Genomic DNA, 22,848 nt, shown 5'->3' with positions numbered 1-22,848 from the left:
TTTATTGATTTGCCAAGCATTGGTAGTCGAGTAATTCCCCCGCTGAACCTAAATTCAAATCCCATATACTAAAACGGTTTGCGAGCAACACCTTTGAACCGTCTTTCAGCTGCACCATCGCTAGGCCATAATTGCCCATTTCATCATGATGTTTTACAACGTATTCATTGAGTTGATTAAATGCATTATCGAATTTGGCAGGGGCTTTTTGGAGTTTTTGGGCTAAATAGTGATGGCCGACAAGTTCAGTTGATAACTTAGCCCAGTCGGTTGTGATCTCCGATGAAACTTGATTAAGTTGTTGACTAACTTCAGGTTTCAAACATGCGATATGAATATGCAGTTGGTCTTGGGAGCGGCCATATTGGGAATTCACTGCAACAGCGAGCAAATCATCAGAAATTGAGATTTTCGCTTGTGACGACACACTTTCTCTTTCTTGCCAGGCGATAGCAAAATAGTCTGGTGTATTTCGCTCAAGTAACCGTGCGGATTCAATACCTGTGATTTTATCGGTAGGAATGACTAAGTTATGCAATGGCCCTTTTTTATCTTTGAACAGCACATACTGTTGATCACTATCGATTTTTAGACAAGATAGGGCAGATTGCTGCAATGGAATACACTGCTCATTTACAATGTTCCAAAGTGCATTTGAATTGAGTTTAATCCATAAAACATAACCAATAATAGCGGTAAGTAATAGTAAAACAGTACCTAAAAAAGCGTTAATCCATTTTTTTATTAGCATAATAATTTTCAGTTACCTAGCATTATAGTGAAAGACAATATTTGTTATTTATTGCTAGGTAAAAATCAATACATATAGCGATGTTCCAGACAAAATTTTAGGGTAGCTCTGACACAAGCTACCCTAAAAGTACTACGGAGTCCGATAGTAACTGCCATCACTTAATCGCACGAAACTATATGTTTTCCCATCAGATGCAGTTGTTTCTAATAATTGAATTTCACCTTTTTTATTCGCTTTTAGACGAATTTTTTGCCCTTGGCGCAAATTACTCAGTGGTTTTTCGGCACCTTCAACGCGAGCCATAATAAAAGCGTCATTGGCTTGTAAGTTATTATCGCGGAACAGTTGTGCAAGCGTTTTCCCTTTTTGTACTTGGTAGCTTTGCCATTCATTAGCTGAAGGGCGGGGAGTTTTGGGCTCTGGCGTGTTCTCTGGTGAAGTCACCGTTGAAGGCGGCTCATTGGGCTCAGGCTCAATAGGCTCTGGGATAATTTCAGGCTCAGTAGGTAAAAGTGGGGAATTACCTTCAGGTGCCGGTACTGGCTCAGGTATTGGTGGTGTAATCGTAGGTTCAGGCATGACCTCAGGAGCTGGGGGTGGAGGAATGACAATAGGCTGGTTTTGGACAATATCGCTAGGGGACTTATCGCTAGCAGGCCAAAAGAAAGCGACCACAACAATTAGGGCGAGCAGTGCAATGCCATAGCGATGAAATTTTGAAAGTTTAAGCATCACTCCTCCTTGATGAGGCAATGAGTAAATTAGACTGTATTTATACGCATACTAGCACCCTTTTTAGACATTTTTAGCGTTGGGCTGAATTTTTCAGAGAACACTGAATAAATTTGTCGGGAATCAATCAGTTTTATTCTTTAGATTCATTGTTTGGGTTTACCCATAAGGATGGGGCTGCTATTCTTGGTTTTTCTCAAAATCATATGGGTGTTTTCATGGCAAACCAAAATTTCGATTCGGTAGAAGCTCAAGCGAGTTATGGCATAGGTCTACAAGTTGGGCAGCAATTATTAGAGTCAGGGCTAGAAGGTTTAGTGCCAAATGCAATTTTAGCCGGCCTCGTTGACGCTTTAGAAGGCAATATGCCATCAGTGCCTGTTGAAACATTGCATAAAGCACTGCGTGAAATTCATGAGCGTGCAGATGCCGTTCGTGTTGAGCGTCAGGCAGCATTAGCGGAAGAAGGCCAAAAATTCCTAGATGAAAACCAAAAGCGTGATGGTGTTTCAACGACTGAGTCTGGTTTACAATTTTCAGTCGTTAACCAAGGTGATGGCGCTATCCCATCTCGTTCAGACCGCGTACGCGTTCACTATACAGGCCGTTTAATTGATGGCTCTGTGTTTGATAGCTCAGTACAACGTGGGCAGCCAGCAGAGTTTCCTGTAAGCGGTGTTATCCCGGGTTGGATTGAAGCATTGACCCTGATGCCTGTTGGCTCTAAATGGGAATTGTATATTCCTCATCAATTAGCTTATGGTGAGCGTGGTGCTGGCGCATCAATCCCACCATTCAGCACATTAGTATTTGAAGTTGAATTACTTGAAATTTTATAATTTCTGTTAGTTCAGTTCACAGCTAAAAAGCCTCATTGTCTTTGGACTTTGGGGCTTTTTTTATGGCGTTAATTTCACACAATTGCTACTCTTGCTGTAAAGGGTCATCAGAGAGGTGAATAACATGCTACAGCAAATTTGCGAACTAGCTCAAGAAGCGGGTTATGCAGTTATGGAAACATATAATGCGCAAGAACCTTTACAGGTTGAACACAAAAGTGATAATTCGCCTGTTACCGAGGCCGATATTGCCGCCCACAATGTGATCACAGCGGGTCTTGCTCGTATTGCCCCTGATATCCCCCAATTGTCCGAAGAAGACCCGCCAGAATGGCCAATTAGGCAGAATTGGCAACGTTATTGGTTGATTGACCCATTGGATGGAACGAAAGAATTTATTAATCGTAATGGGGATTTTACGGTTAATATTGCCCTTATCGAGAATGGTGTACCAACAATGGGGGTGGTATATGCCCCGGCCAAAGGGTTGTTGTATTACGCTGAAGGCAATCAGGCATGGAAGGAAGAAGGTGGTCATAAGCAACTTATTCATGTAAATGATGCTAAACCACCGGTTATTGTTATTAGCCGTTCCCATCAAGATAATGAATTAATGGATTATTTAAAACAAATGGGAGAACACACGACAGTAGAAATTGGTTCTTCACTCAAGTTTTGTTTAGTCGCAGAAGGAAAAGCGCAGCTTTATCCACGTTTTGGGCCTACAAATATTTGGGACACTGCGGCTGGGCATGCGATTGCGATTGCTGCAGGGGCAAAAGTTGTTGATTGGAATGGAAAAACGCTTGATTACACGCCTAGGGAGTCTTTTTTGAACCCTGGCTTTCGGGTGATTTTATTCTAAACCTCAATAAAGGTTGGGAAGTTATTTCCCAACCTAATTAGTCACTAATTATCTAGTTTTAGAACTTTAGCTGTCGCAGTACGAATATCTAAACAGGCTTTTGCATCTGTTTTTAAATCAATTCCATAGGTTGGAATGATATCTTTTAAGCGTGTTTCCCAGCCATCGGCCTTGAGTTGCTCATCAAAACAGGTTTTTAATACATTTAGTGCAATAAATGCCGCTGTCGATGCCCCCGGAGATGCTCCCATCAATACCGTAAATGATTTATCTGCACTGGTAATCAGTTCTGTACCAAACTCTAAAACCCCTTTTTTATCATGGTCAGGTTTAATAATTTGTACTCGTTGCCCTGCAACCACCTCTTTCCAATCTTCATGCTGTGCTTCTGGGTAGAATTGTTGCAACATGGCGAATTGGTGAGCAGAAGTTTGCAGCACTTGGCCTACTAAGTATTCTGCGAGTGACCAGTTATCTTTCGCCACCGCAAGCATTGGCTCAAGGTTATTCAATTTCACCGATTCAAACAGGTCTAAATAAGAGCCGTGTTTAAGGAATTTACTCGAAAAACCGGCATAAGGCCCGAATAAGAGAGAGCGTTTACCCCCAATAATGCGCGTGTCTAAGTGTGGAACAGACATTGGTGGAGAGCCTTTGTCGGCTTTACCGTAAACTTTTGCATGGTGGCGAGAGGCAATTTCTTCGTTATCGCAACGCAGCCAGATCCCACTGACAGGGAACCCACCATACCCTTTTCCTTCAGGGATCCCCGATTTTTGTAGTAACTCGATCGCTCGACCGCCTGCACCCACGAACACAAACTTCGCGGAAGTGATCGTTTTTTCATGGGTCACAAGGTTTTTAACTTCAATATTCCATCTGCCATCGGTGGTTTTTTTAACATCAATGACTTCATGCTTATAATGGATTGAAAAGCCGGACTGTTCGCTTAATTGCGCGATTAATAAATGCGTTAGTGCGCCGTAATCGACATCAGCACCAGTATTAACACGGGTAACCGCAATCGCTTCTTTCGGGTCACGGCCTTCCATGATCAGTGGTGCCCATTCGTTGATCTGTTTTGGATCATCACTGTATTCCATGTTGTGGTAACAGTGGTGAGCAGACATCTGCTGGTAGCGCTGTTTTAAGAATTTTACATTGTCTTCACCCCAAACAAAGCTCATGTGTGGGCATGGGTGAATAAAGTCACGTGGATCTTTAATTTTTCCTTTAGTGACTAGGTAAGACCAGAGCTGACGAGAGAGATCGAATTCGGTATTAACTTCAAGCGCTTTACTGATATCCACCGTACCATCTGGATTTGGTGGCGTGTAGTTCATTTCACAGTTAGCAGCATGCCCTGTTCCCGCATTATTCCACGGGTGGGAACTTTCTTGAGCACAGTCGTTTAGCCTTTCAAAAACGGCGATCGTCAGTGACGGCTCAAGTTCTTTGAGAAATGTACCAAGTGTTGCACTCATGATCCCTGCGCCAATGAGGGCAATATCGACATTCTCAGCAATCGGTTTATTCATGATGGCCTCTATTTTTGTGTTGGAGTGAAGCAAAGGTCGGTGCCTTCTTGGTAGACAACATAAGCACGACGCCAAGGCTCATCACCAATAAGCCGCCATTTATGGCCAGTTCCCGTATTATCTTGCGCAAGTAAAATATCACCTGGGTTGATGATAAATTTCGAACCATCTTTGGTTTCGAATTCTAAAGTGCCTGAAAGAGTAATGACATAACGAGGGACGGGGTCTTGATGCCAATCAAAAGAGCCGCCAGAAACTGTTTCACGAAAGGTAAGCTCATTGACTGCAATGGTAGGGGTTTGGCTATCGCCTCCTGCTATATTATTAAGCTCAAGAGTGCCTTCTTCAAATAGAGAATTTCCATCTTCTCCTGTCCACATACGAACGCAGCGTATCATTTTATTTAGCTCCTTAATCACTGACTGTAATATATAACAATTATTTGATATTCATTGGATGCAAAAATAAGACTCTTAAAATGATGATAAATAAAATTAATATTATTTAAATTTAAGGTTTTTTAGTGAATAGGTCAAAGCGAAATATGTTTTATATTGGAATTATGGTTTTATTTTTTAATTAAAGAACAAAATAATAAAAGTTGATTATCTTTTTACGATTGTTTTTATTTTCATCGTTCGTTTAATGATTGATAAAAAATAGGAAAGCTCATTCTGATTTTATTTTATCATTATGAGCTATAAGAGTTGGATTAGCTTTTTAGAATAGCGTTTAGGGCAAGGTATTGGATCAACATGATGGTTTTGCCATCAACAATTTCTCCCGTTTTTATCGCATCAATGGCTTTAGGGAAAGGCCACTCTAATACTTCAATATCTTCCCCTTCTTCTTTCAGCCCACCGCCTGCATTTTGACGATGATTATCACTGTATTCAGCGATGTAAAAGTGGAGTTTTTCGGTGACTGAGCCAGGGCTCATAAAGGCTTCAAAGACTTTCTGAATTTTATCGACTTTAAAACCCGTTTCTTCTTCTGCTTCAGCAATAATTCGAGCTTCGGGAGAGGCGTTTTCGAGTAAGCCAGCAGCGGCTTCAATCAGAAAATCAGAATAGCCATTCACATAGACTGGCATGCGAAATTGACGAATTAAAATAATGCTATTCTTTATTTTGTTATATAACAAAATAACGGCGCCATTGCCTCTATCGTAGACTTCGCGCTCTTGTTGTTGCCAACTACCATCTCGACGCTGTAACTCATAAGTATATTTTTTTAAAATATACCAATTATCTGAAAGTAGTTTCTCTTGAATATTACGTATTTTAGGGCGTTTTACAGTCATTAAGCAGCCTTAGTAAACAAAAATGATTTTGTTAATTTAGCACTGTTAATTTTTGTATGAAATAGGATTTAGATGGGACCTACTTTAAAGTAGGTCCCGTTGTAAACGTTGTGAATTATTTAATAATTTGGATTTGCTTAACTTCGACTTCTCTTGAATTCCAGTCTTTATCAATTTTACCGCGAATTTCAACTTTATCTTTTGGTGTTACATTTACACCGTTCCAACGCTTTTCGCTGATTTCTAAATTAATAGTGCCAGTACCATCGGTGAATTCATAATGTTTATGGTCGAGTTGTTTGACGATATTCCCACGTAAAATAACCCAGCTGTCATCTGACATATCAAGCGCTTTCGCAACTGTCATTTCCCCACTATTTGGGCCGATGAAACCACCCGCTTGAGAGGTTTGAGTTGTTGTATTTGTGACTGCGCCTGGGCCGTCAAAACCACCATTTGCAGCGAAAACAGGTGCACTTGCGAGTGCAGCGACTAAAGCGATTACAGGTAATTTTTTCATCATCAATATCTCCAAATGGACATGAATTTGTTTGTATGGAGGGTATTAAACCAAGTAAATCTTAACAAGATCTTAAGAAACTTAACTAACGAATTATATTTTTAATTTTATTAATAATAGCTAGTCATCTTAAGGCTGATGGGATAAATATAATAATATTCTGATGTGAGGGATATTATGCGAATTCTTTTAATTGAAGATGACAGGCTAATTGGTGATGGTTTAAAAGTAGGTTTAACGCAACTAGGGTTTACGGTGGACTGGTTTATGGATGGTAAACAAGGACAGCTGGCTTTATTTGATGCACCTTATGATGCCGTTGTACTCGATCTTTCGTTACCTAATATTGATGGCATGGATATTTTAAAACATTGGCGCAAAGAAGGACGCGATGAGCCTGTCTTGATTTTGACGGCGCGTGATGCATTAGATCAACGTGTTCAAGGGCTTCAACAAGGGGCTGATGATTATCTGTGTAAACCTTTCGCTTTAATGGAAGTCATGGCGCGTTTGCAAGCGTTGATCCGCCGCCGAAGTGGGCAACTGTCTTCTAAACTCACACATGGTGATGTCGAAATGGATCCGGTTGCAATGACGGTGACACAGCAAGGTGAGCCTGTACAACTAAAGGGGAAAGAGTTTGCCTTACTCTCTTTATTTATGCATAACCCAAATAAAGTTTTTTCTCGTCCTTTAATTGAAGAAAAATTATATAACTGGGATGAAGAGGTTTCTAGTAACTCGGTTGAGGTACATATCCACCATTTACGACGCAAATTAGGTAATAAATTTATTCGAACTATTCATGGTGTAGGCTATCGATTAGGTGATGATAAATGATGAAGACATTTAGTCTTAGGCTGAAACTCACGTTAATGCTGCTCCTGTTAGCGTTGCTGACATGGGGGATCGCAAGTTCGCTAGCATGGTATCAAAGCTATAAAACGATTAATGAACTGTTTGATACCCAGCAAATGGCGTTTGCTAAACGGTTATCAGTTTTACCATCCGACTTTGAATTGAGCCGGCCTTCACTGACTAAAACCAAAAAATTATTACGAAAGAACCGTGGCCATCAGGATGACGATGCACTGGCATTTGCTATCTTTACACCCGATGGCAAAATGGTTTTAAACGACGGTGATAACGGTAGAGATATTGTCTATCGATTTAAACGAGAAGGTTTTACGGATGGGATGATCCAAGGAAGTGACGACCCTTGGCGTTTTGTATGGCTAAAATCTCAAGATGGTCAATACGTTATCGCGGTAGGGCAGGAGTGGGAATACCGGCAAGAAATGGCAACCGATATTATGGTGGCACAATTTATGCCTTGGTTGATTGCTTTGCCAATCATGTTATTACTATTTTTATGGCTACTGACACGCGCTTTACGCCCATTGAAGGACGTAGCAAAGCAGTTGTATCACCGAAAACCCGATGAACTAACTCCAGTGCAAGTGGCGCGTATTCCCAGTGAAGTCAGACCTATTATTGACTCCATGAATGTGTTGTTTGGTCGTATTAATGAAATGTTTGCCCGTGAACGACAATTTACCTCCGATGCGGCTCATGAACTACGTAGTCCACTTGCAGCATTAAGGGTGCAGGCAGAAGTGGTACAAATTGCGGGGAATAATGCCGATATCCGTAACCATGCAGTAGCGAATTTATCGGAAGGTATTGATAGGGCGACAAGGCTTGTTGACCAACTACTGATGTTGTCTCGGTTAGAATCATCCACTCAACTTGATGATATTACAGTTGTATCTTGGCCTGCATTAATTGAATCGGCGATAAAAGATGTGGAACCTGAAGCGCAAGAGCAGCAAACAACCCTAATAAACACTCGAGTTGCTAGCCCCCCTGATTTTCAAGGCCAACCATTACTACTCAATGCGTTACTGAGAAATTTACTCAATAATGCTATACGTTATGGGAAAAAAGCTGGGCGAGTGGAGATTATTTTGTATGCTGATCACCTTGAAATTCAAGATGATGGTGATGGTGTGACACCTGAGGTTTTACAGCGGCTAGGTGAGCGTTTTTATCGTCCTCCGGGGCAAGAGAAGACAGGGAGTGGCTTAGGGCTCTCCATTGTTAAGCGAGTTGCACAATTACATCATTTGCAGGTGATTTTTACTCATGGCGCTAATGGTGGTTTTTGTGCCAAGGTCTATTGGAATGAAACTAAAACGTGATAATGAGCACATTAGTCATGATTGTTTATTAAAATAATAATCATAATTATGCATATTTAATGTAAGGGCATTTTAGCATAACTCACTATTTTGGGCTCAAGGGCGATAGGCTGAATTGTAGGTGTAGTGTGCGAAATTACGCACACTACATATACGCGCACTACATAGTAGTAAAAGTTTGATAGTAGTAAAAGTTTGCCCTTATTAGTTTAGCGATGACACTAACAAACTAATGACTTTTTGAATTTCTTGGGTATTTAATTCACCATCTTTGAAGAACAACACTTTCCCTTGATTATCCAATACGATGATTGCCGAGCTTTCTGGTTTCAAGCCCCATGCGTTCTTTACTGTCCCCTCACTATCAACAATAAATTGTGAGTAAGGAAACTCTTTTTTGCTATCTTCAACGCTATTTTTAACAAAGACACCAGTACCAAAAATTGCATCATCGGTATTAATGATTGTCGTTGTCTGATAGGTATTATGAGGGAATTTGGCTTGCTTGATAGCTTCAACTAAGGGGGCATTGAGCTCTTTTGCTGAAGAGCGGCCTGCAATGTGCTGGATAGTACGCACCTTTCCAACGAGTTGTTGGCTTTTCCACGGTTGATAATCCAACTTCCCTTCATTATTCATCACAAGCTCACCTTTATCGGTGACGGAAATAGCAGGAACAGATTGGTTTAATTGAATATTTGCTGCAGAAGCTACTGCTGATACCCCAAGCAAGCATATTAAAAGTAAATAATTTCTTATCATAAAAGCTCCTTGATTGATGATTTTGCCATGTGAGCCTAGTGGTTTGTTGGATGACTACTATTTATAGCATAGCTCATCGGATGAGTTACAAGGGGTAATTTAACATTTTTTTAAAATTTAGAATAAAAGCAAAGTTTATGGGGTTTTAACAGTTAATTTACAGTGTCATGTTATGTCAGTAAATTGAATAAAACTGCAATTTTAGAACCAAAGTGAAAATTTCTGGTCTATGATTATTGAACGGTATGAGTTATTGAATATCGTAAGAACAAAGGGGAGGCAAAGTTCTAATGAAAATTTTTAACCGTTATAACCCATCGAAGATTGCTCTTTACGTCAAAACGCTATTCCGTGGCAGGCTCTATATTAAGGATTTTGGGGCATTTGAGTTTAATTATGGGAAAATTCTACCACCTAAAATCAGTGATAAGCGCCATTACAATGTGATGAGTGAGGTCAATAAACAGGTTTCATTATTGCAGGCAGAACTGGGGTAGGTTAATCAAGAAGGTTTTGGTTAACAACGCGCCACACGGGTGGCGCATTGAAAGAAACGGCTTCGCTATCAAGCACTAATGTTCAGTACCTTTTGTTTGTTGTTTTGCGTCAGCCGTTTCAATAGTATTTTTTCCGGGCTGTACAACCACTGGTGATGGCACCGTAGTAAGGCGAGTTACGAGTAGTTGGTCTATTTTGTAATTATCGATATCGACGACTTCAAATTTATAGCCCGCATATTTCACATAATCTGTGCGCTTTGGCATTCTTCTTAACCGGTACATCATAAACCCTGCGATGGTTTCATAGTTGCTAAAGTCAGGGAAATCATCAATATCCAAAATGCGCATCACATCTTCGATTGGCGTTCCGCCTTCAACTAACCAAGAATTCTCATCACGGACCACGATTTGCTCTTCTTGCCCTGGGCCAATTAAATCACCCATTAAAGTGATCATTACATCATTGATGGTAATGATACCCATGACCAATGCATATTCGTTGAGAATAACAGCAAAATCGACCGCATTTGCTTTAAAGGCTTCTAAGGTATCTGATAGTGATAGGGTGTCAGGGATCATTAGCATATTTCTAATGTGAGCGCCTTCTTTTAAGCTTAAACTTTGCCCATTGAGTACACGGTTAAGTAATTCTTTTGAATCAACATAACCGATAACATGGTCAATATCCCCTGCACAGACCAAGAACTTAGAATGTGGCTGAGTTGAAATTTTATGTTTGATGCTTTCTTCTGACTCGTCTTTGTCAAAATAAATGATACTTTCACGCGGAGTCATCGCTGATGGCACAGTACGTGATTCTAGCTCGAAGACATTCTCAATTAATTCATGTTCTTGTTTACGTAACACACCCGCAACCGCCCCTGCTTCAACCACCGCAAAGATATCATCAGAAGTAATGTCTTCATTACGTGACGTAGGTAATTTGAATAATTTAAAAAACAGGTTCGCAAGGCCATTAAAAAACCAGACTAATGGACCCAGTATCACTAAACAGAAGCGCATCGGATTCACGATACGAATAGCAATGGCTTCAGGTTTTACCATACCGATACGTTTTGGTGTTAAATCAGCCACTAAAATAAACAAACTTGTCACAATGGTGAATGACAGGATTGATGAAACTTGTTGAGCCCAGCTAGGGGATAAAAACTGAATAAAGATATCGTACAGAGCCGGGGAGAAAGCCGATTCCCCCACAATACCTGCAAGGATAGCAACGGCATTTAAACCAATTTGAACGACGGTAAAAAACATTCCCGGCATTTCTTGTAATTTAAGCACGCGAGCCGCGTTAATGTTGCCTTCATCGGCCATGAGCTTAAGTTTAATACGGCGGGAAGCTGCCAGAGAAATTTCTGACAAAGAAAAGAATGCGCTGATTGCACATAATAATAGAACAATTAATAAACTGTTGAGCATAAGTTATCCAGCCAATCAAAGGAAGAACCCATAAAATTCAAAAATCTCTGAAGGCATAGTCTCGCGTATTTAAATATATTGAGTATGCAAATATATGTTGCGCAATATGCGCAAATTGTTGATATGTTGCATGAGTATAGCACTGAGGTGATTTATCTGCCTAGATATTCATCGTCATTCAAGCTGCTTTAAGTCATATTGGAAAGCAACTTGAATGGTTGGGAAGATGAACTCACTGTATTAAGTTATTGATTTATTTGTTTGACGAAGGCGGTAAACAGATACCAATCCCTCCTAATCCACAATATCCATTCGGGTTTTTGTATAAGTACTGCTGGTGGTAATCTTCTGCGAAATAAAACGTGTCTAAAGGCGCTATTTCGGTCGTGATTGCACGAGAGTCATGCTGCGCTTTCATTGCATTTTGGTAAGCTTGCAGTGTTTCCATTGCTTGCTGGTCTTGCTCATCTGACACAGTATAAATGGCGGAGCGATATTGGCTTCCCATGTCATTCCCTTGGCGCATGCCTTGTGCAGGGTCATGGTTTTCCCAAAATAATGTCAATAGTTGAGAGTAACTGATAATTTGTGGGTCAAAAACAACACGAACCGCTTCTGCGTGGCCAGTGCGTCCTGAGCAAACCTCTTCGTAGGTTGGGTTAGGGGTCACACCACCACAATAGCCAGCAGAAGTTGAATAAACCCCAGCTTGCTGCCAAAATAGTCGTTCAACTCCCCAAAAACAGCCCATGGCAAAATAAGCAATTTCCATATTCTTAGGAATAATCTCAATCGAATGATGGTTAAGCGCATGATATGGTGAGTAAGTCATAGCAGTTGCTCTGCCGGGCAGAGGTTGTGCAATACTTGCAGAGTGAAATTTATTAAAAGGCATAATGATTCCTATATGTATTGACCACACAAATAATCTAAAAATAGGGATAAAAACTTGTGTCTATGGCGAATTTTACTCAAAATAAATTGATATGAAGTATTTAGTCAATCGAACAATCACCTTAGGAGTAGGCGTGTCGAAATACCCTCTAATTTGTTTTCTCTGCCTAACTGCGGCAGTGCCAGTGGTACACGCAGCTAATCTTCGTCTTAATATTGAAGGCCTTGAAGGACAACTTAATCAAAACGTTCGCGTACAGCTGTCTAATATATCGCAAGATGAGGTTGTGCCAAATGGTCGTTTTCGAGCCCGTGTTGAGAAAGCAATTAAAGAAGGTTTAAAGCCTTTAGGTTACTACCAACCCACGGTTGAATTTAGCTATGAAGAAAAAACCCCGCCTGCTCGTTCCGTTTTAACCGCCAAGGTCACTCCTGGAGAACCTATTTTATTAAAAGGGGTGAATGTTGAGTTACAAGGTGGAGCAAAAACGGATCCAGACTATGAAAAGATGCTCAAACAATATACGCCAAAGCTTGATACTATCCAAAATGATGGCGAATACGAAGAATTTAAAGGGCGCTTTAGCAGTTTAGCCGTTCGTAAAGGTTATTTTGATGCGATGATGGAGAAAAGCCAACTGGGTATTTCTCTTGATCACCATGCGGCTTATTGGGATTTTGATTTTAACAGTGGTGAACGCTATCGGTTTGGTGCTATTTCTTATTCAGGTTCACAAATTCGTGAAGATTACCTGAACAACCTTGCTCCTTTCAAAAAAGGGGAATACTACACATCAGAACAACTTGCTGAATTTAATCGTCGGTTAGCAGAAACAGGTTGGTTCACTTCTGCGATTGTGACGCCACGCATCGTGAGTGCTCGAAAAGAAAACTCCTATGAGTTACCGATGGAAGCGGTAATGACCCCTAGAGCCAAAAATTTTATTGAGCTCGGTGGGGGGTATGCAACAGATGTGGGCCCTCGCGTTAAAGCCACATGGAATAAGCCGTGGATCAACTCCCGTGGGCAAAGTTTAACGTCCAGTATTAGTTTGTCACAACCAGAACAATTAATTGATGCGAGCTATAAAATTCCACTAAAAGCTAACCCGCTTGAGCAATATTATGCGGTTCAAGGGGGCTTTAAACGTACAGATTTAAATGATACCCAAGCGAATACAACAACCTTGAATGTGTCTCGTAATTGGGATTATTCATCCGGTTGGCAATATGGCGTAAACATGCGTTGGATGCTGAGTAACTTTACCCAAGCCAACGTGACGAATACGACGATGTTGTTATATCCCGGGGCCTATGTGAGCCGTATTCGCCAACGCGGCGGTGTGATGCCAACATGGGGAGATAGCCAACGTTACTCTATTGATTACTCAAATAAAATTTGGGGTTCAGACATCGATTTTGCGGTACTGCAAGCTAAAAACGTATGGATCAGAACGCCGTGGGAAGGTCATCGCTTTGTTGTTCGTGGAAATATCGGTTGGATTGAAACGAACGACTTCGACAAAGTTCCACCGGACTTGCGTTTCTTTGCAGGGGGTGACGGCAGTGTGCGTGGGTATGGTTACCAAAAGATCTCGCCAGAAAATAGTAAAGGTAAGCTGACAGGGGCATCAAAATTGGCCGTAGGCTCTGTAGAATACCAATATAACTTTACAGGGAATTGGTGGGGAGCAACCTTTATTGATAGTGGTGAAGCCGTTGATAACTTTAAAAATAGTGATTTTAAAACGGGTGCGGGAGTCGGTATCCGCTGGGTCTCACCGGTTGGGCCAATAAAATTAGACTTAGCAAAACCTATCGGTGATCCAGATAACAACAAAATACAGTTTTATATCGGCTTGGGGACTGAGTTATGAGGTGGTTGAAGTGGCTAAAATGGACAAGTCTTTCCATTTTATTAATTCTTGTTTTGATTATTGCTGCACTCAGTTGGGTGATTGGAACACAGTCTGGTCTTCACTTTGCATTAAATACGGCGACACGCTTTGTTCCTGAATTAACCATTGATAAAATTGACGGGGATATTAGTAACTTAACGTTAAGTGGCGTTAAATATCAAATGCCAGGTGTTGATGTTAATGCAGGAAAACTAAATTTAGCCGTACGTCTAGGTTGTTTAACAAGCCGTGAGCTATGTGTCGACAACTTAGGTACGGAAAATGTCACTGTCAATGTTGATACCTCACAGTTTCCCCCTTCAGAAGAAACGCCACCATCTGAACCTTTGACTGAACTCAAGGCACCTTTAACCATTCGTTTGAATCAATTGGCTTTGGTTTCAACGCACGTTAATGTGGATGGCATGGACATCGATTTAGCCAAATTTACCACAGGGGTCACGTGGGAAGGGAAAGCGATCACTATCATTCCAACCGATATCATTGATTTGGCCATTAATTTACCTGAAACCAAATCAGATGCAGCCGTTGAAGAGAAACAACCAGAACCAACTCCGATAAATGACCAAAAATCATTAGCGGACGAATTAAAAGCGCTATTTTCTAAGCCGTTACTCGCTGAATTACCAGAGGTTATTTTACCTGTTGATTTAAATGTTGATGGCATTAATGCTTCGAATTTTCAATTAACGGGAGCGACTGAACTTAAAATTAACCAATTACACTTGAGTCTTTCGAATGAAGGGCAACAAGTTTTAGTTAAACAGTTAAAAGTCGATGCACCGCAAGGGAATGTTGCGTTATCTGGCACAGCAACATTGCAAGATAAATGGCCAGTCTCATTGTCGGTCGTGGGTGAAAGCCGTTTAGAGGATTTAGACGGGCAAAAAATAGACCTCTCCTTAAAAGGCGGTTTGGTTGATGAGCTAAAATTGGCATTGAACTTACACGGGCCAATTAATGCGAAATTAGATGCAGAAACAGATTTGTCACAAGCAGACCTGCCTATTTTGCTTACATTAGAAAGTGATAAGCTAACGTGGCCGTTCGTGGGGGAAGCGCAATACCAACTCGATGGAACACGGTTGCGTTTAAATGGCCGGCCATCGGCTTATGACATGTCTGTACGCTCAGCTATCACTGGGCAGGATTTGCCCCCTTCGACCTTGATATTAGATGCGAAAGGTAATGAAGAGCAAATTAATTTAACTCGTTTACGTTTAGCTGCTTTACAGGGTAATGCGGATATTACAGGTGTTGCGGACTGGAGTAAGGCGATTAGTTGGAATGCGGTATTGACCTTGTCGGGGATTAATACTGCCAAACAGTACCCTGAATGGCCTGCTAAAGTGGATGGCAAGATTGCCACTCGCGGAAGTTTATACGGTGGTAGCTGGCAGTTAGATATCCCTGAAATTATTTTGGATGGTAATGTCAAAAATAATCTCTTGAAAGCACGCGGAAAAGCCAAAGGTAACGCAGCAGGCCAATGGGATATTCCAAACTTCAATTTGGCACTGGGTAAAAATAATGTCGACGTAAAAGGCTCCCTTGCTGATAAATGGAACCTTGATGCCAAAATTAATGCCCCCGCACTCAATGGTTTGCTACCTGGCTTAGGTGGTGTGATTGCCGGTGATGTGAAATTACGGGGTAATTTAGAGACGCCAGAAGCGCTTGTTGACCTCACCGCACGCGGTGTGAAGTGGCAGGACGACCTTGCTATCGAGAATGTTGTTATCAAAGGAAATGTGGCAACAGGCGAGCAAATTAAAGGGGATCTATCCGTTGTTCTGCGTCAATTAAAACAAGGCGACCTTGTCGTCAATAACCTAACTTTAGATGCGAAAGGCAGTGAAAAACAGCATACGTTAAAATTGAATATGAAAGGTGAGCCGGTTTCTGGTCAATTAGCATTAGCAGGCAGTTTTGACCGGCAGACTGAAGTGTGGAAAGGGAATTTATCTAACACCTTATTTGATACGGTGGTGGGTGAATGGCGCTTAAACCAAGCAATGTCACTCGATTATGCCAACCAAACCCAAGAAGTGACCATTGGACGGCATTGTTGGGTTAACCCGAACGCCCGTTTGTGTGTACCAAAACCGATTAAAGCGGGTAAAAGTGGTAGCGCAGATATCGTATTAGAACGTTTTGATCTCGCCATGATCAAACCCTTTATGCCACAAGATACTCGAGTCAGTGGCGTATTTACGGGTAAAGCCAATGCCATTTGGCAAGCGGATGGCAGCATGCCACAAGTGAAGCTGGACTTGCGAGGAAATGATATCAAAGCAGTTCAGTTTGTGGATGGAACCCGTTTACCGATTGCTTTTGATACCTTAACGTTAAGTGCTGGGTTGAAAAATGGTAAGGCAGATCTTAGCTGGTTATTTGGGTTAGCTAATAACGGACAGATGCGCGGTAACATCCAAGTGTCTGATATTGAAAAACGTCGCTTGTTGTCGGGTAATGTTGAAATTAATTCGGTGACATTAGATTTAATCAAGCCGTTACTAGGCCAGAAGGAAGTGGCGAATGGCCGTTTAAGTGGAAATCTACGTTTAGGCGGGTCAGCCAATAACCCATTATTAAATGGGAATTTAGCGCTTTCGAGTTTAGAAGTGAAATCTGCAATGATCCCGTTTGATATCAAAAGTGGTCATTTAGGTGTTAATTTCAACGGCACGAGCTCAGTAATGAATGGCCAGATAAACACGCCAGAGGGCTATCTGAACATTGATGGTGATGCAGACTGGCGCAATATTGATGCATGGCGTGCAAAAGTCATGGCGCGAGGTAATAACCTTCGTGTTTCTTTACCGCCGATGATCCAAATTGATGTTCAACCAGATATTGTTTTTGATGCGTCGCCTTCGGTATTAACGTTAAAGGGGACGGTCAATATCCCGTGGGCACGGATCACGGTCCAAGAACTCCCTGAGTCAGCGGTAAGCCCATCTTCGGATGTGGTGATGTTAGATAGCAATTTACAGCCAATTGAGGAAAAAGCGCCATCCATTCCTATTCAGACCAATTTGGATATTAAAATTGGCAACGATGTGCAATTAGACGCATTTGGCTTAAAAGCACGTCTGACCGGTTTATTGAAAGTAGTTCAGAATATCCATGGCTTACACATTAATGGCCAAGTGGATATTCCAGCAGGTCGTTTCCGTGCTTATGGGCAAGATTTGATTGTACGTAAAGGCCAAATTCAGTTCTCAGGCCCTGCAGACCAACCATTCTTAAACTTAGAAGCGATACGTAACCCAGACAACACAGCGGATAACGTGATTGCAGGGGTGAAGGTCACAGGCCTTGCGGATAAACCGAAAGTAGAAATATTCTCTGAACCTGCGAAAACACAACAAGAAGCGCTTTCTTACTTATTAAGAGGAGAGGGCTTAGATAGTGGGGACGCAAATAGTTCACAAATGACATCTATGTTAATCGGCTTAGGTGTAGCACAAAGTGGGCAACTCGTGGGTAAAATTGGTGAGACATTTGGAGTCTCTGATTTAGCCGTCGATACCCAAGGTGTGGGGGATGGTTCTCAAGTCGTTGTAAGTGGTAAGATCACTAATGATTTACAAGTGAAGTATGGAGTTGGTATCTTTGACTCATTGGCGACGTTAACCTTACGTTATCGGTTGATGCCAAAACTGTATTTAGAAGCTGTGTCTGGTGTTAATCAGGCATTGGATCTCCTTTACCAATTTGAGTTTTAGATTATGCGTGTAATTGTTTATGGTAGCTTAAGACAAAAGCAAGGAAATCATCATTGGATGACTTATGCTCAGCTACTCGGTGAGCATAAGCTAGAAGGCTATGAACTGTATGATCTTGGATATTATCCAGCGGTTGTCAAAGGGGATGGGGTGATAGAGTGCGAAGTTTATCGAATCAACCCGTCAATTTTGACTGAATTAGATGAGCTAAAGAAAAATTCTCAAGACTATGTACGAGAGCTTATCCCAACGCCGTATGGCAACGCTTGGATTTATCTGTATAAACATTCGGTTGATGGTCTACGTCAAATAAAAAGTGGCGACTGGCTGAAACGTGATGAAGAAGTATAACGATTTAATAGTCGCTATCGAGTTGTAAAAATATAAAACGCCAGCAATGATAGCTGGCGTTTTTACTTTATGGCCTAATCAACATGTTAGAGCCCATAAAAAAGCGCTGATATTAACCAGCGCTTTCATTATGCCCTTAAAGGGAGATTATTTTTTTGCAGCGCGTTCGAAAGATTCGATGATCTCTGCTTTTGCAGATGCTGCATCTTCCCAACCATCAACTTTAACCCATTTACCTTTTTCTAAATCTTTGTAATGTTCAAAGAAATGAGTAATTTGAGCACGCAGTAATTCTGGCAGGTCGTTCACATCTTTGATGTGATCGTATTCTTTGCTTAATTTAGTGTGCGGAACAGCAACTAATTTTGCATCTTCACCAGACTCGTCAGTCATTTTCAGGACGCCAACAGGGCGGCAACGGATGACTGAGCCTGGTTGTAATGGGTATGGAGTTGGAACTAATACGTCAACTGGGTCGCCATCTAAAGACAGGGTGTTGTTGATGTAACCATAGTTGCATGGATAGAACATCGCTGTTGACATGAAACGGTCTACAAACAGCGCACCAGAGTCTTTATCAACTTCATATTTGATAGGATCTGCGTTCGCTGGGATTTCGATGATAACATAGATATCTTCTGGCAGATCTTTACCTGCCGGTACATTGTTCAGGCCCATTTAAATGTATCCTTTGTGTGAATAATGAATTTACTCATTTTAATTTGTTGCCGCTTTTAGGCAAATCAAATAATAGAGTAGATAGCGTGGGGGACATTATAGCCGTAAAAGGGGGCAAAACTCACTAGTTGGTGAAAAAAAGGAACAAAAAAGGCGGGAAACCCCGCCTTATAATTAATAAATTGGGTTATTCCGAGTCAGGGAATTCACGCATAAATGATTCGGCTTTCTCTACCATCGACTCCGTTCCGACAAAAAACGGTGCACGTTGGTGTAATTCGCTAGGAATAATATCTAAGATGCGATTAGCCCCATCGCTAGCTTTACCACCGGCTTGTTCTGCTAAAAATGCAATTGGGTTGCATTCGTACAGAAGGCGCAATTTTCCATTTGGATGGCTTGCTGTACTCGGGTAAATATAAATTCCCCCTTTGAGCAAGTTACGATGGAAATCTGCAACCAAAGAACCGATATAACGAGTGGTATACGGGCGATTTGTTGCTTTATCTTCTTCTTGGCAATATTTAATGTACTTTTTAACGCCCATCGGGAACCTGATATAGTTTCCTTCGTTGATGGAGTACATTTTCCCTTCTGATGGGAACATCACTTTTTCATGAGATAAGCAGAAAACGCCCAATGATGGGTCGTAAGTAAACGCGTGTACACCAACACCCGTGGTGTAAACTAACATCGTTGATGAACCATAAACCACGTAGCCCGCAGCCACTTGGCGGTTACCTGGTTGCAGGAAATCAGCTTCTGTAACCGGTTGGCCAATTGGCGTGATACGATGATAGATTGAGAAAATTGTTCCAACGGAAACGTTTACATCGATGTTCGAAGAACCATCAAGTGGGTCCATTAAAACAACATATTTTGCGTTTTCTGCACGGTCTCCTTCGAAAATGACAATTTCGTCTTCTTCTTCAGAGGCGATACCGGCGACTTCTCCGCGTGCTTTTAAAGCCGCTTTCAGTTTTTCGTTAGCATACAGGTCAAGCTTCATCTGAACTTCACCTTGAATATTCGAAACACCGTTAGTGCCAAGAATATCGACAAGTCCAGCTTTATTAATATCACGATGGATAATTTTAGCGCCCAGTTTGATAGCTGATAATAAAGAAGTCAGCTCACCTGTTGCATGAGGAAAATCTTGTTGCTTTTCGACGATGAATTCGCCTAATGTTTTCATGACGAAGGTCCTGAATAAAATTGACAGAGGTTTTGCGGGGCATTTACCCTCGCGCGGGGAGAGTTTAACTAAATAAAAAAAAGATTAATAGGTTAATGCATTTATAAACCTGTTTTTGATGGGTAGAATAGTGACCAACCTCATGCTAATTGGATGAAAAAGAATGCACATACATATTTTAGGTATATGCGGTACCTTTATGGGAAGCTTAGCAATATTGGCTCGTTCTTTAGGGCATAAAGTGACGGGTTCGGATGACAATGTGTATCCACCGATGAGCACATTACTTGAAAATCAAGGGATTGAACTCATTCAGGGGTTTGATCCGGCTCAGCTTGACCCAATACCGGATATGGTAGTGATCGGTAATGCAATGACGCGCGGTAACCCTTGTGTCGAAGCTGTGTTAGAAAGAGGTTTGCCGTATACATCTGGCCCGCAGTGGCTTCATGACCATGTGTTACCCGAACGTTGGGTACTGGCCGTGGCGGGAACCCATGGTAAAACGACTACCGCGGGGATGCTTGCGTGGATCTTAGAAGAGTGTGGTTACAAGCCCGGTTTTCTTATCGGTGGTGTTCCGGGTAACTTTGATGTCTCCGCTAAGATTGGCGAAAGTCCGTTTTTTGTTATCGAGGCGGATGAATATGACTGTGCATTTTTCGATAAACGTTCTAAATTTGTTCATTACAGCCCGAAAACCTTGGTATTGAACAACCTTGAATTCGACCATGCGGATATCTTTGAAAACCTCGAAGCGATTCAAAAACAGTTCCATCACCTTGTACGCATTGTGCCAGCGAGTGGCAAAATTTTCACACCAGACAACGATAATCATTTAAAACAAGTGATTGGAATGGGCTGCTGGAGTGAACAAGAGCTGGTGGGGGGGGAGCATGGTGGATGGCAAGCAGAGAAGCTAAGCCACGATGGCAGCCACTTTGCCGTGTACTACCAACAAGAAAAAGTGGGTGAAGTCGCTTGGTCACAAGTGGGTAACCACAATATCCAAAATGCATTGATGGCGATTGCTGCGGCTCACCATGTAGGAGTCCCAGTAAAAGAAGCTTGCCTTGCCTTGAATGGCTTTATCAATGCACGCCGTCGCCTTGAGTTACGTGGTGTTGAAAATGGCGTTAGTGTTTACGATGACTTCGCACATCACCCAACGGCTATTTTGGCAACGTTAGAAGCACTTCGCAGCAAAGTTGGCGGAACTTCACGTATTCTTGCAGTGCTCGAGCCTCGTTCGAATACCATGAAAATGGGAGTCAATAAAAATGATATTGCGCCTGCGCTAGGCCGTGCAGATGAAGTGTTTCTGTTCCAACCGGCCAATATCCCTTGGATGGTGACGGATATTGCTGAAAAATGTGTTCAACCCGCCCGTTGGAGTGCAGATATTGAGGCATTCACCAATATGATTATTGAAACCGCACAACCGGGTGACCATATTTTGGTGATGAGCAATGGTGGTTTTAGCGGCATTCATGGCAAATTGCTCGCAGCTTTGAAGGCGAAAGCAGAAACAGAGCAAGATGATTAAATTCTCTTAGCTAGCTATTTGATAACCCCAGTGATCCTTATGATTGCTGGGTTTTTTTTATGTTTGGCATACTCAATGGGCACTGTTCTATGACGAGACTTAATGTTATTGGGCTATTCATCTCTTTTTTTAAACTTCCCATATAGCAATCTAGCGAATCTGTGAAAAGGTGGAACAAGCAGCCAACCGCAATCGCTTTGAGTTTCCATGATGGCATGAATAGTAACACCACATAAACAACCGCAGCCCAAAAGGAATGAAGTGGGTGGAACCCAATACCACAGCGTTCTGGGTCAAAAATAGGGTCAGCTAGCAGATGATCTAAATCGATAGCCATCGTGGCTATCATGATCAGGGCAGCGAGTTTCCAATTTTTTCGCCAAAATAGGTAACCAAAGGCAATTGGCATCAGAAAGTGAAAGCCGTAGTGTATGAAGTTGCGGAAAATATCAAATAACAAAATGATGTCTCAAAATCGAATAGAAACAGACAAAAACAATAAGAGGGAAATCGAATTTCCCTCTTATTCTAATGTATATCAATAGATTAAAGCTCTTGTTCAAATAACGCTAAAATCGCTTCATACAACTCTTTTGTGGTGAAATTGTTGGCTGGTGTTGAGAAGATAGTATCATCACCAGCAATACTACCTAAAATTCCTTCTGCTTTACCTAATGAATCTAATAAACGTGCAATAAGCTGTGCAGCACCTGGACTCGTTCTGATCACGACAACAGAAGGGTTGTAGTCTATATCCAAAACTAAGTTTTTGAGTGGGCTGGTGGCGGTAGGGACACCAGGCTCTGTCGGTAGGCAATATACCATTTCCATTTTTGCATTACGGGTGCGAACAGCACCAAATTTGGTTAGCATTCTGGAAATTTTTGATTGGTTAATATTTTCGAAGCCTTCTTCTTGCAAAGCCGTGACAATTTCAGCTTGCGAGCTAAATTTTTCTTCTTTAAGTAGGGCTTTAAAAGCCTTAACCAAGTCTTCTTGTTTAGACGGAGTGCGCATAATCAACCCATTCTTTTGCATTGAATTAAGCTGTATTATCCGTAAAAGTGCATTTTTATGCAA

General features: G+C 41.6%; 22 protein-coding genes. 9 read left to right on the top strand and 13 right to left on the bottom strand.

The window, feature by feature from the left end; genetic code table 11:
* Position 1: 1 nt before the first annotated feature.
* Both CYG50_RS17545 and CYG50_RS17540 read right to left on the bottom strand, forming a co-directional pair.
* Positions 2–751 carry a CDP-diacylglycerol diphosphatase gene (locus CYG50_RS17545; protein ID WP_102138237.1) on the bottom strand — a complete coding sequence of 250 codons (750 nt, stop codon included), beginning with the start codon at positions 749–751 and terminating at the stop codon, positions 2–4.
* 132 nt (positions 752–883) lie between these two features.
* Complete coding sequence (locus CYG50_RS17540; protein WP_102138236.1) at positions 884–1,486, bottom strand: LysM-like peptidoglycan-binding domain-containing protein; 603 nt, start codon at positions 1,484–1,486, stop codon at positions 884–886.
* 218 nt (positions 1,487–1,704) lie between these two features.
* Here CYG50_RS17540 and bamJ point away from each other — a divergent pair, with 218 nt between their 5' ends.
* Positions 1,705–2,325, top strand: coding sequence for a BamJ family beta-barrel-assembly machinery protein (bamJ, locus tag CYG50_RS17535; RefSeq protein ID WP_102138269.1), 621 nt, complete (start codon positions 1,705–1,707; stop codon positions 2,323–2,325).
* A 124-nt stretch (positions 2,326–2,449) separates the two neighbouring features.
* Entirely contained in the window at positions 2,450–3,190 is a 741-nt protein-coding gene (gene cysQ, locus CYG50_RS17530; protein WP_102138235.1) for a 3'(2'),5'-bisphosphate nucleotidase CysQ, read from the top strand.
* Positions 3,191–3,234: 44 nt separating this feature from the next.
* Here cysQ and mqo read toward each other — a convergent pair whose 3' ends face one another.
* From mqo to CYG50_RS17510, 4 genes are all read right to left on the bottom strand, one after another.
* Positions 3,235–4,728, bottom strand: a complete 1,494-nt coding sequence (mqo, locus tag CYG50_RS17525; RefSeq protein WP_102138234.1) for a malate dehydrogenase (quinone) — start codon at positions 4,726–4,728, stop codon at positions 3,235–3,237.
* Positions 4,729–4,736: 8 nt separating this feature from the next.
* On the bottom strand, positions 4,737–5,126 hold the full coding sequence (locus tag CYG50_RS17520; protein WP_102138233.1) for a cupin domain-containing protein: 390 nt from the start codon (positions 5,124–5,126) through the stop codon (positions 4,737–4,739).
* A gap of 314 nt (positions 5,127–5,440) precedes the next feature.
* A complete protein-coding gene (nudK, locus tag CYG50_RS17515; RefSeq protein ID WP_102138232.1) occupies positions 5,441–6,031 on the bottom strand; it encodes a GDP-mannose pyrophosphatase NudK in 591 nt (196 codons plus the stop codon).
* Positions 6,032–6,146: 115 nt separating this feature from the next.
* Positions 6,147–6,551 (bottom strand): YgiW/YdeI family stress tolerance OB fold protein, encoded by a 405-nt coding sequence (locus CYG50_RS17510; protein ID WP_102138268.1) that lies wholly within the window; start codon positions 6,549–6,551, stop codon positions 6,147–6,149.
* 177 nt (positions 6,552–6,728) lie between these two features.
* Here CYG50_RS17510 and qseB point away from each other — a divergent pair, with 177 nt between their 5' ends.
* Together qseB and qseC are read left to right on the top strand one after the other, a co-directional pair.
* The gene (gene qseB / locus CYG50_RS17505) at positions 6,729–7,391 is read left to right on the top strand and encodes a quorum sensing response regulator transcription factor QseB (protein ID WP_102138231.1); all 663 of its coding nucleotides are present in this window, start codon (positions 6,729–6,731) and stop codon (positions 7,389–7,391) included.
* Positions 7,391–8,752, top strand: coding sequence for a quorum sensing histidine kinase QseC (qseC, locus tag CYG50_RS17500; protein ID WP_102138267.1), 1,362 nt, complete (start codon positions 7,391–7,393; stop codon positions 8,750–8,752). The genes qseB and qseC overlap by 1 nt, the downstream gene beginning before the upstream one ends.
* Positions 8,753–8,956: 204 nt before the next feature.
* Here the strand turns inward: qseC and CYG50_RS17495 are convergent, their stop codons facing one another.
* A complete protein-coding gene (locus CYG50_RS17495) occupies positions 8,957–9,514 on the bottom strand; it encodes a YtfJ family protein (protein WP_102138230.1) in 558 nt (185 codons plus the stop codon).
* A gap of 290 nt (positions 9,515–9,804) precedes the next feature.
* Here CYG50_RS17495 and CYG50_RS17490 point away from each other — a divergent pair, with 290 nt between their 5' ends.
* Complete coding sequence (locus CYG50_RS17490; protein WP_004905964.1) at positions 9,805–10,011, top strand: stringent response modulator YtfK; 207 nt, start codon at positions 9,805–9,807, stop codon at positions 10,009–10,011.
* Between the two features lie 75 nt (positions 10,012–10,086).
* Here CYG50_RS17490 and paeA read toward each other — a convergent pair whose 3' ends face one another.
* On the bottom strand, positions 10,087–11,454 hold the full coding sequence (gene paeA, locus CYG50_RS17485) for a polyamine export protein PaeA (protein ID WP_102138229.1): 1,368 nt from the start codon (positions 11,452–11,454) through the stop codon (positions 10,087–10,089).
* 253 nt (positions 11,455–11,707) lie between these two features.
* Positions 11,708–12,349 carry a peptide-methionine (S)-S-oxide reductase MsrA gene (gene msrA / locus CYG50_RS17480; RefSeq protein ID WP_102138228.1) on the bottom strand — a complete coding sequence of 214 codons (642 nt, stop codon included), beginning with the start codon at positions 12,347–12,349 and terminating at the stop codon, positions 11,708–11,710.
* Positions 12,350–12,482: 133 nt separating this feature from the next.
* Here msrA and tamA point away from each other — a divergent pair, with 133 nt between their 5' ends.
* The 3 genes from tamA to CYG50_RS17465 are packed head-to-tail and all read left to right on the top strand — an operon-like array spanning position 12,483 to position 18,349.
* Positions 12,483–14,225 carry an autotransporter assembly complex protein TamA gene (tamA, locus tag CYG50_RS17475; protein ID WP_102138227.1) on the top strand — a complete coding sequence of 581 codons (1,743 nt, stop codon included), beginning with the start codon at positions 12,483–12,485 and terminating at the stop codon, positions 14,223–14,225.
* The gene (gene tamB, locus CYG50_RS17470; RefSeq protein WP_102138226.1) at positions 14,222–17,998 is read left to right on the top strand and encodes an autotransporter assembly complex protein TamB; all 3,777 of its coding nucleotides are present in this window, start codon (positions 14,222–14,224) and stop codon (positions 17,996–17,998) included. The genes tamA and tamB overlap by 4 nt, the downstream gene beginning before the upstream one ends.
* A gap of 3 nt (positions 17,999–18,001) precedes the next feature.
* Positions 18,002–18,349 carry a gamma-glutamylcyclotransferase family protein gene (locus tag CYG50_RS17465; RefSeq protein ID WP_102138225.1) on the top strand — a complete coding sequence of 116 codons (348 nt, stop codon included), beginning with the start codon at positions 18,002–18,004 and terminating at the stop codon, positions 18,347–18,349.
* Positions 18,350–18,496: 147 nt separating this feature from the next.
* Here the strand turns inward: CYG50_RS17465 and ppa are convergent, their stop codons facing one another.
* Entirely contained in the window at positions 18,497–19,027 is a 531-nt protein-coding gene (ppa, locus tag CYG50_RS17460) for an inorganic diphosphatase (protein WP_102138224.1), read from the bottom strand.
* A 187-nt stretch (positions 19,028–19,214) separates the two neighbouring features.
* Positions 19,215–20,222 (bottom strand): class 1 fructose-bisphosphatase, encoded by a 1,008-nt coding sequence (gene fbp, locus CYG50_RS17455; protein WP_102138223.1) that lies wholly within the window; start codon positions 20,220–20,222, stop codon positions 19,215–19,217.
* Positions 20,223–20,385: 163 nt separating this feature from the next.
* On the opposite strand from fbp, the gene mpl reads away from it, so the two are divergent.
* Positions 20,386–21,768 (top strand): UDP-N-acetylmuramate:L-alanyl-gamma-D-glutamyl-meso-diaminopimelate ligase, encoded by a 1,383-nt coding sequence (gene mpl, locus CYG50_RS17450; RefSeq protein WP_102138222.1) that lies wholly within the window; start codon positions 20,386–20,388, stop codon positions 21,766–21,768.
* A 37-nt stretch (positions 21,769–21,805) separates the two neighbouring features.
* Here the strand turns inward: mpl and CYG50_RS17445 are convergent, their stop codons facing one another.
* Both CYG50_RS17445 and argR read right to left on the bottom strand, forming a co-directional pair.
* Positions 21,806–22,228 (bottom strand): DUF6122 family protein, encoded by a 423-nt coding sequence (locus tag CYG50_RS17445; RefSeq protein WP_102138221.1) that lies wholly within the window; start codon positions 22,226–22,228, stop codon positions 21,806–21,808.
* 86 nt (positions 22,229–22,314) lie between these two features.
* Positions 22,315–22,785, bottom strand: a complete 471-nt coding sequence (gene argR / locus CYG50_RS17440) for a transcriptional regulator ArgR (protein WP_004907450.1) — start codon at positions 22,783–22,785, stop codon at positions 22,315–22,317.
* Between the last annotated feature and the right edge of the window lie 63 nt (positions 22,786–22,848).

It is taken from the genome of Providencia huaxiensis (assembly GCF_002843235.3).
Classification (GTDB): Bacteria; Pseudomonadota; Gammaproteobacteria; order Enterobacterales; family Enterobacteriaceae; genus Providencia; species Providencia huaxiensis.
Note: the sequence above shows the minus strand (reverse complement) of the source record. Positions and strands in the feature narration are given on the sequence as shown.

Excerpts from the sequence above, each read along its gene's own strand:
- CYG50_RS17490 (WP_004905964.1), top strand. The coding sequence starts at position 9,805 with ATGAAAATTTTTAACCGTTATAACCCATCGAAGATTGCTCTTTACGTC.
- CYG50_RS17545 (WP_102138237.1), bottom strand. The coding sequence starts at position 751 with ATGCTAATAAAAAAATGGATTAACGCTTTTTTAGGTACTGTTTTACTA.
- msrA (WP_102138228.1), bottom strand. The coding sequence starts at position 12,349 with ATGCCTTTTAATAAATTTCACTCTGCAAGTATTGCACAACCTCTGCCC.
- ppa (WP_102138224.1), bottom strand. The coding sequence starts at position 19,027 with ATGGGCCTGAACAATGTACCGGCAGGTAAAGATCTGCCAGAAGATATC.
- CYG50_RS17540 (WP_102138236.1), bottom strand. The coding sequence starts at position 1,486 with ATGCTTAAACTTTCAAAATTTCATCGCTATGGCATTGCACTGCTCGCC.
- paeA (WP_102138229.1), bottom strand. The coding sequence starts at position 11,454 with ATGCTCAACAGTTTATTAATTGTTCTATTATTATGTGCAATCAGCGCA.
- bamJ (WP_102138269.1), top strand. The coding sequence starts at position 1,705 with ATGGCAAACCAAAATTTCGATTCGGTAGAAGCTCAAGCGAGTTATGGC.
- mpl (WP_102138222.1), top strand. The coding sequence starts at position 20,386 with ATGCACATACATATTTTAGGTATATGCGGTACCTTTATGGGAAGCTTA.
- nudK (WP_102138232.1), bottom strand. The coding sequence starts at position 6,031 with ATGACTGTAAAACGCCCTAAAATACGTAATATTCAAGAGAAACTACTT.
- tamB (WP_102138226.1), top strand. The coding sequence starts at position 14,222 with ATGAGGTGGTTGAAGTGGCTAAAATGGACAAGTCTTTCCATTTTATTA.
- CYG50_RS17520 (WP_102138233.1), bottom strand. The coding sequence starts at position 5,126 with ATGATACGCTGCGTTCGTATGTGGACAGGAGAAGATGGAAATTCTCTA.
- qseB (WP_102138231.1), top strand. The coding sequence starts at position 6,729 with ATGCGAATTCTTTTAATTGAAGATGACAGGCTAATTGGTGATGGTTTA.
- argR (WP_004907450.1), bottom strand. The coding sequence starts at position 22,785 with ATGCGCACTCCGTCTAAACAAGAAGACTTGGTTAAGGCTTTTAAAGCC.
- CYG50_RS17510 (WP_102138268.1), bottom strand. The coding sequence starts at position 6,551 with ATGAAAAAATTACCTGTAATCGCTTTAGTCGCTGCACTCGCAAGTGCA.
- mqo (WP_102138234.1), bottom strand. The coding sequence starts at position 4,728 with ATGAATAAACCGATTGCTGAGAATGTCGATATTGCCCTCATTGGCGCA.
- CYG50_RS17465 (WP_102138225.1), top strand. The coding sequence starts at position 18,002 with ATGCGTGTAATTGTTTATGGTAGCTTAAGACAAAAGCAAGGAAATCAT.
- qseC (WP_102138267.1), top strand. The coding sequence starts at position 7,391 with ATGAAGACATTTAGTCTTAGGCTGAAACTCACGTTAATGCTGCTCCTG.
- CYG50_RS17495 (WP_102138230.1), bottom strand. The coding sequence starts at position 9,514 with ATGATAAGAAATTATTTACTTTTAATATGCTTGCTTGGGGTATCAGCA.
- cysQ (WP_102138235.1), top strand. The coding sequence starts at position 2,450 with ATGCTACAGCAAATTTGCGAACTAGCTCAAGAAGCGGGTTATGCAGTT.
- fbp (WP_102138223.1), bottom strand. The coding sequence starts at position 20,222 with ATGAAAACATTAGGCGAATTCATCGTCGAAAAGCAACAAGATTTTCCT.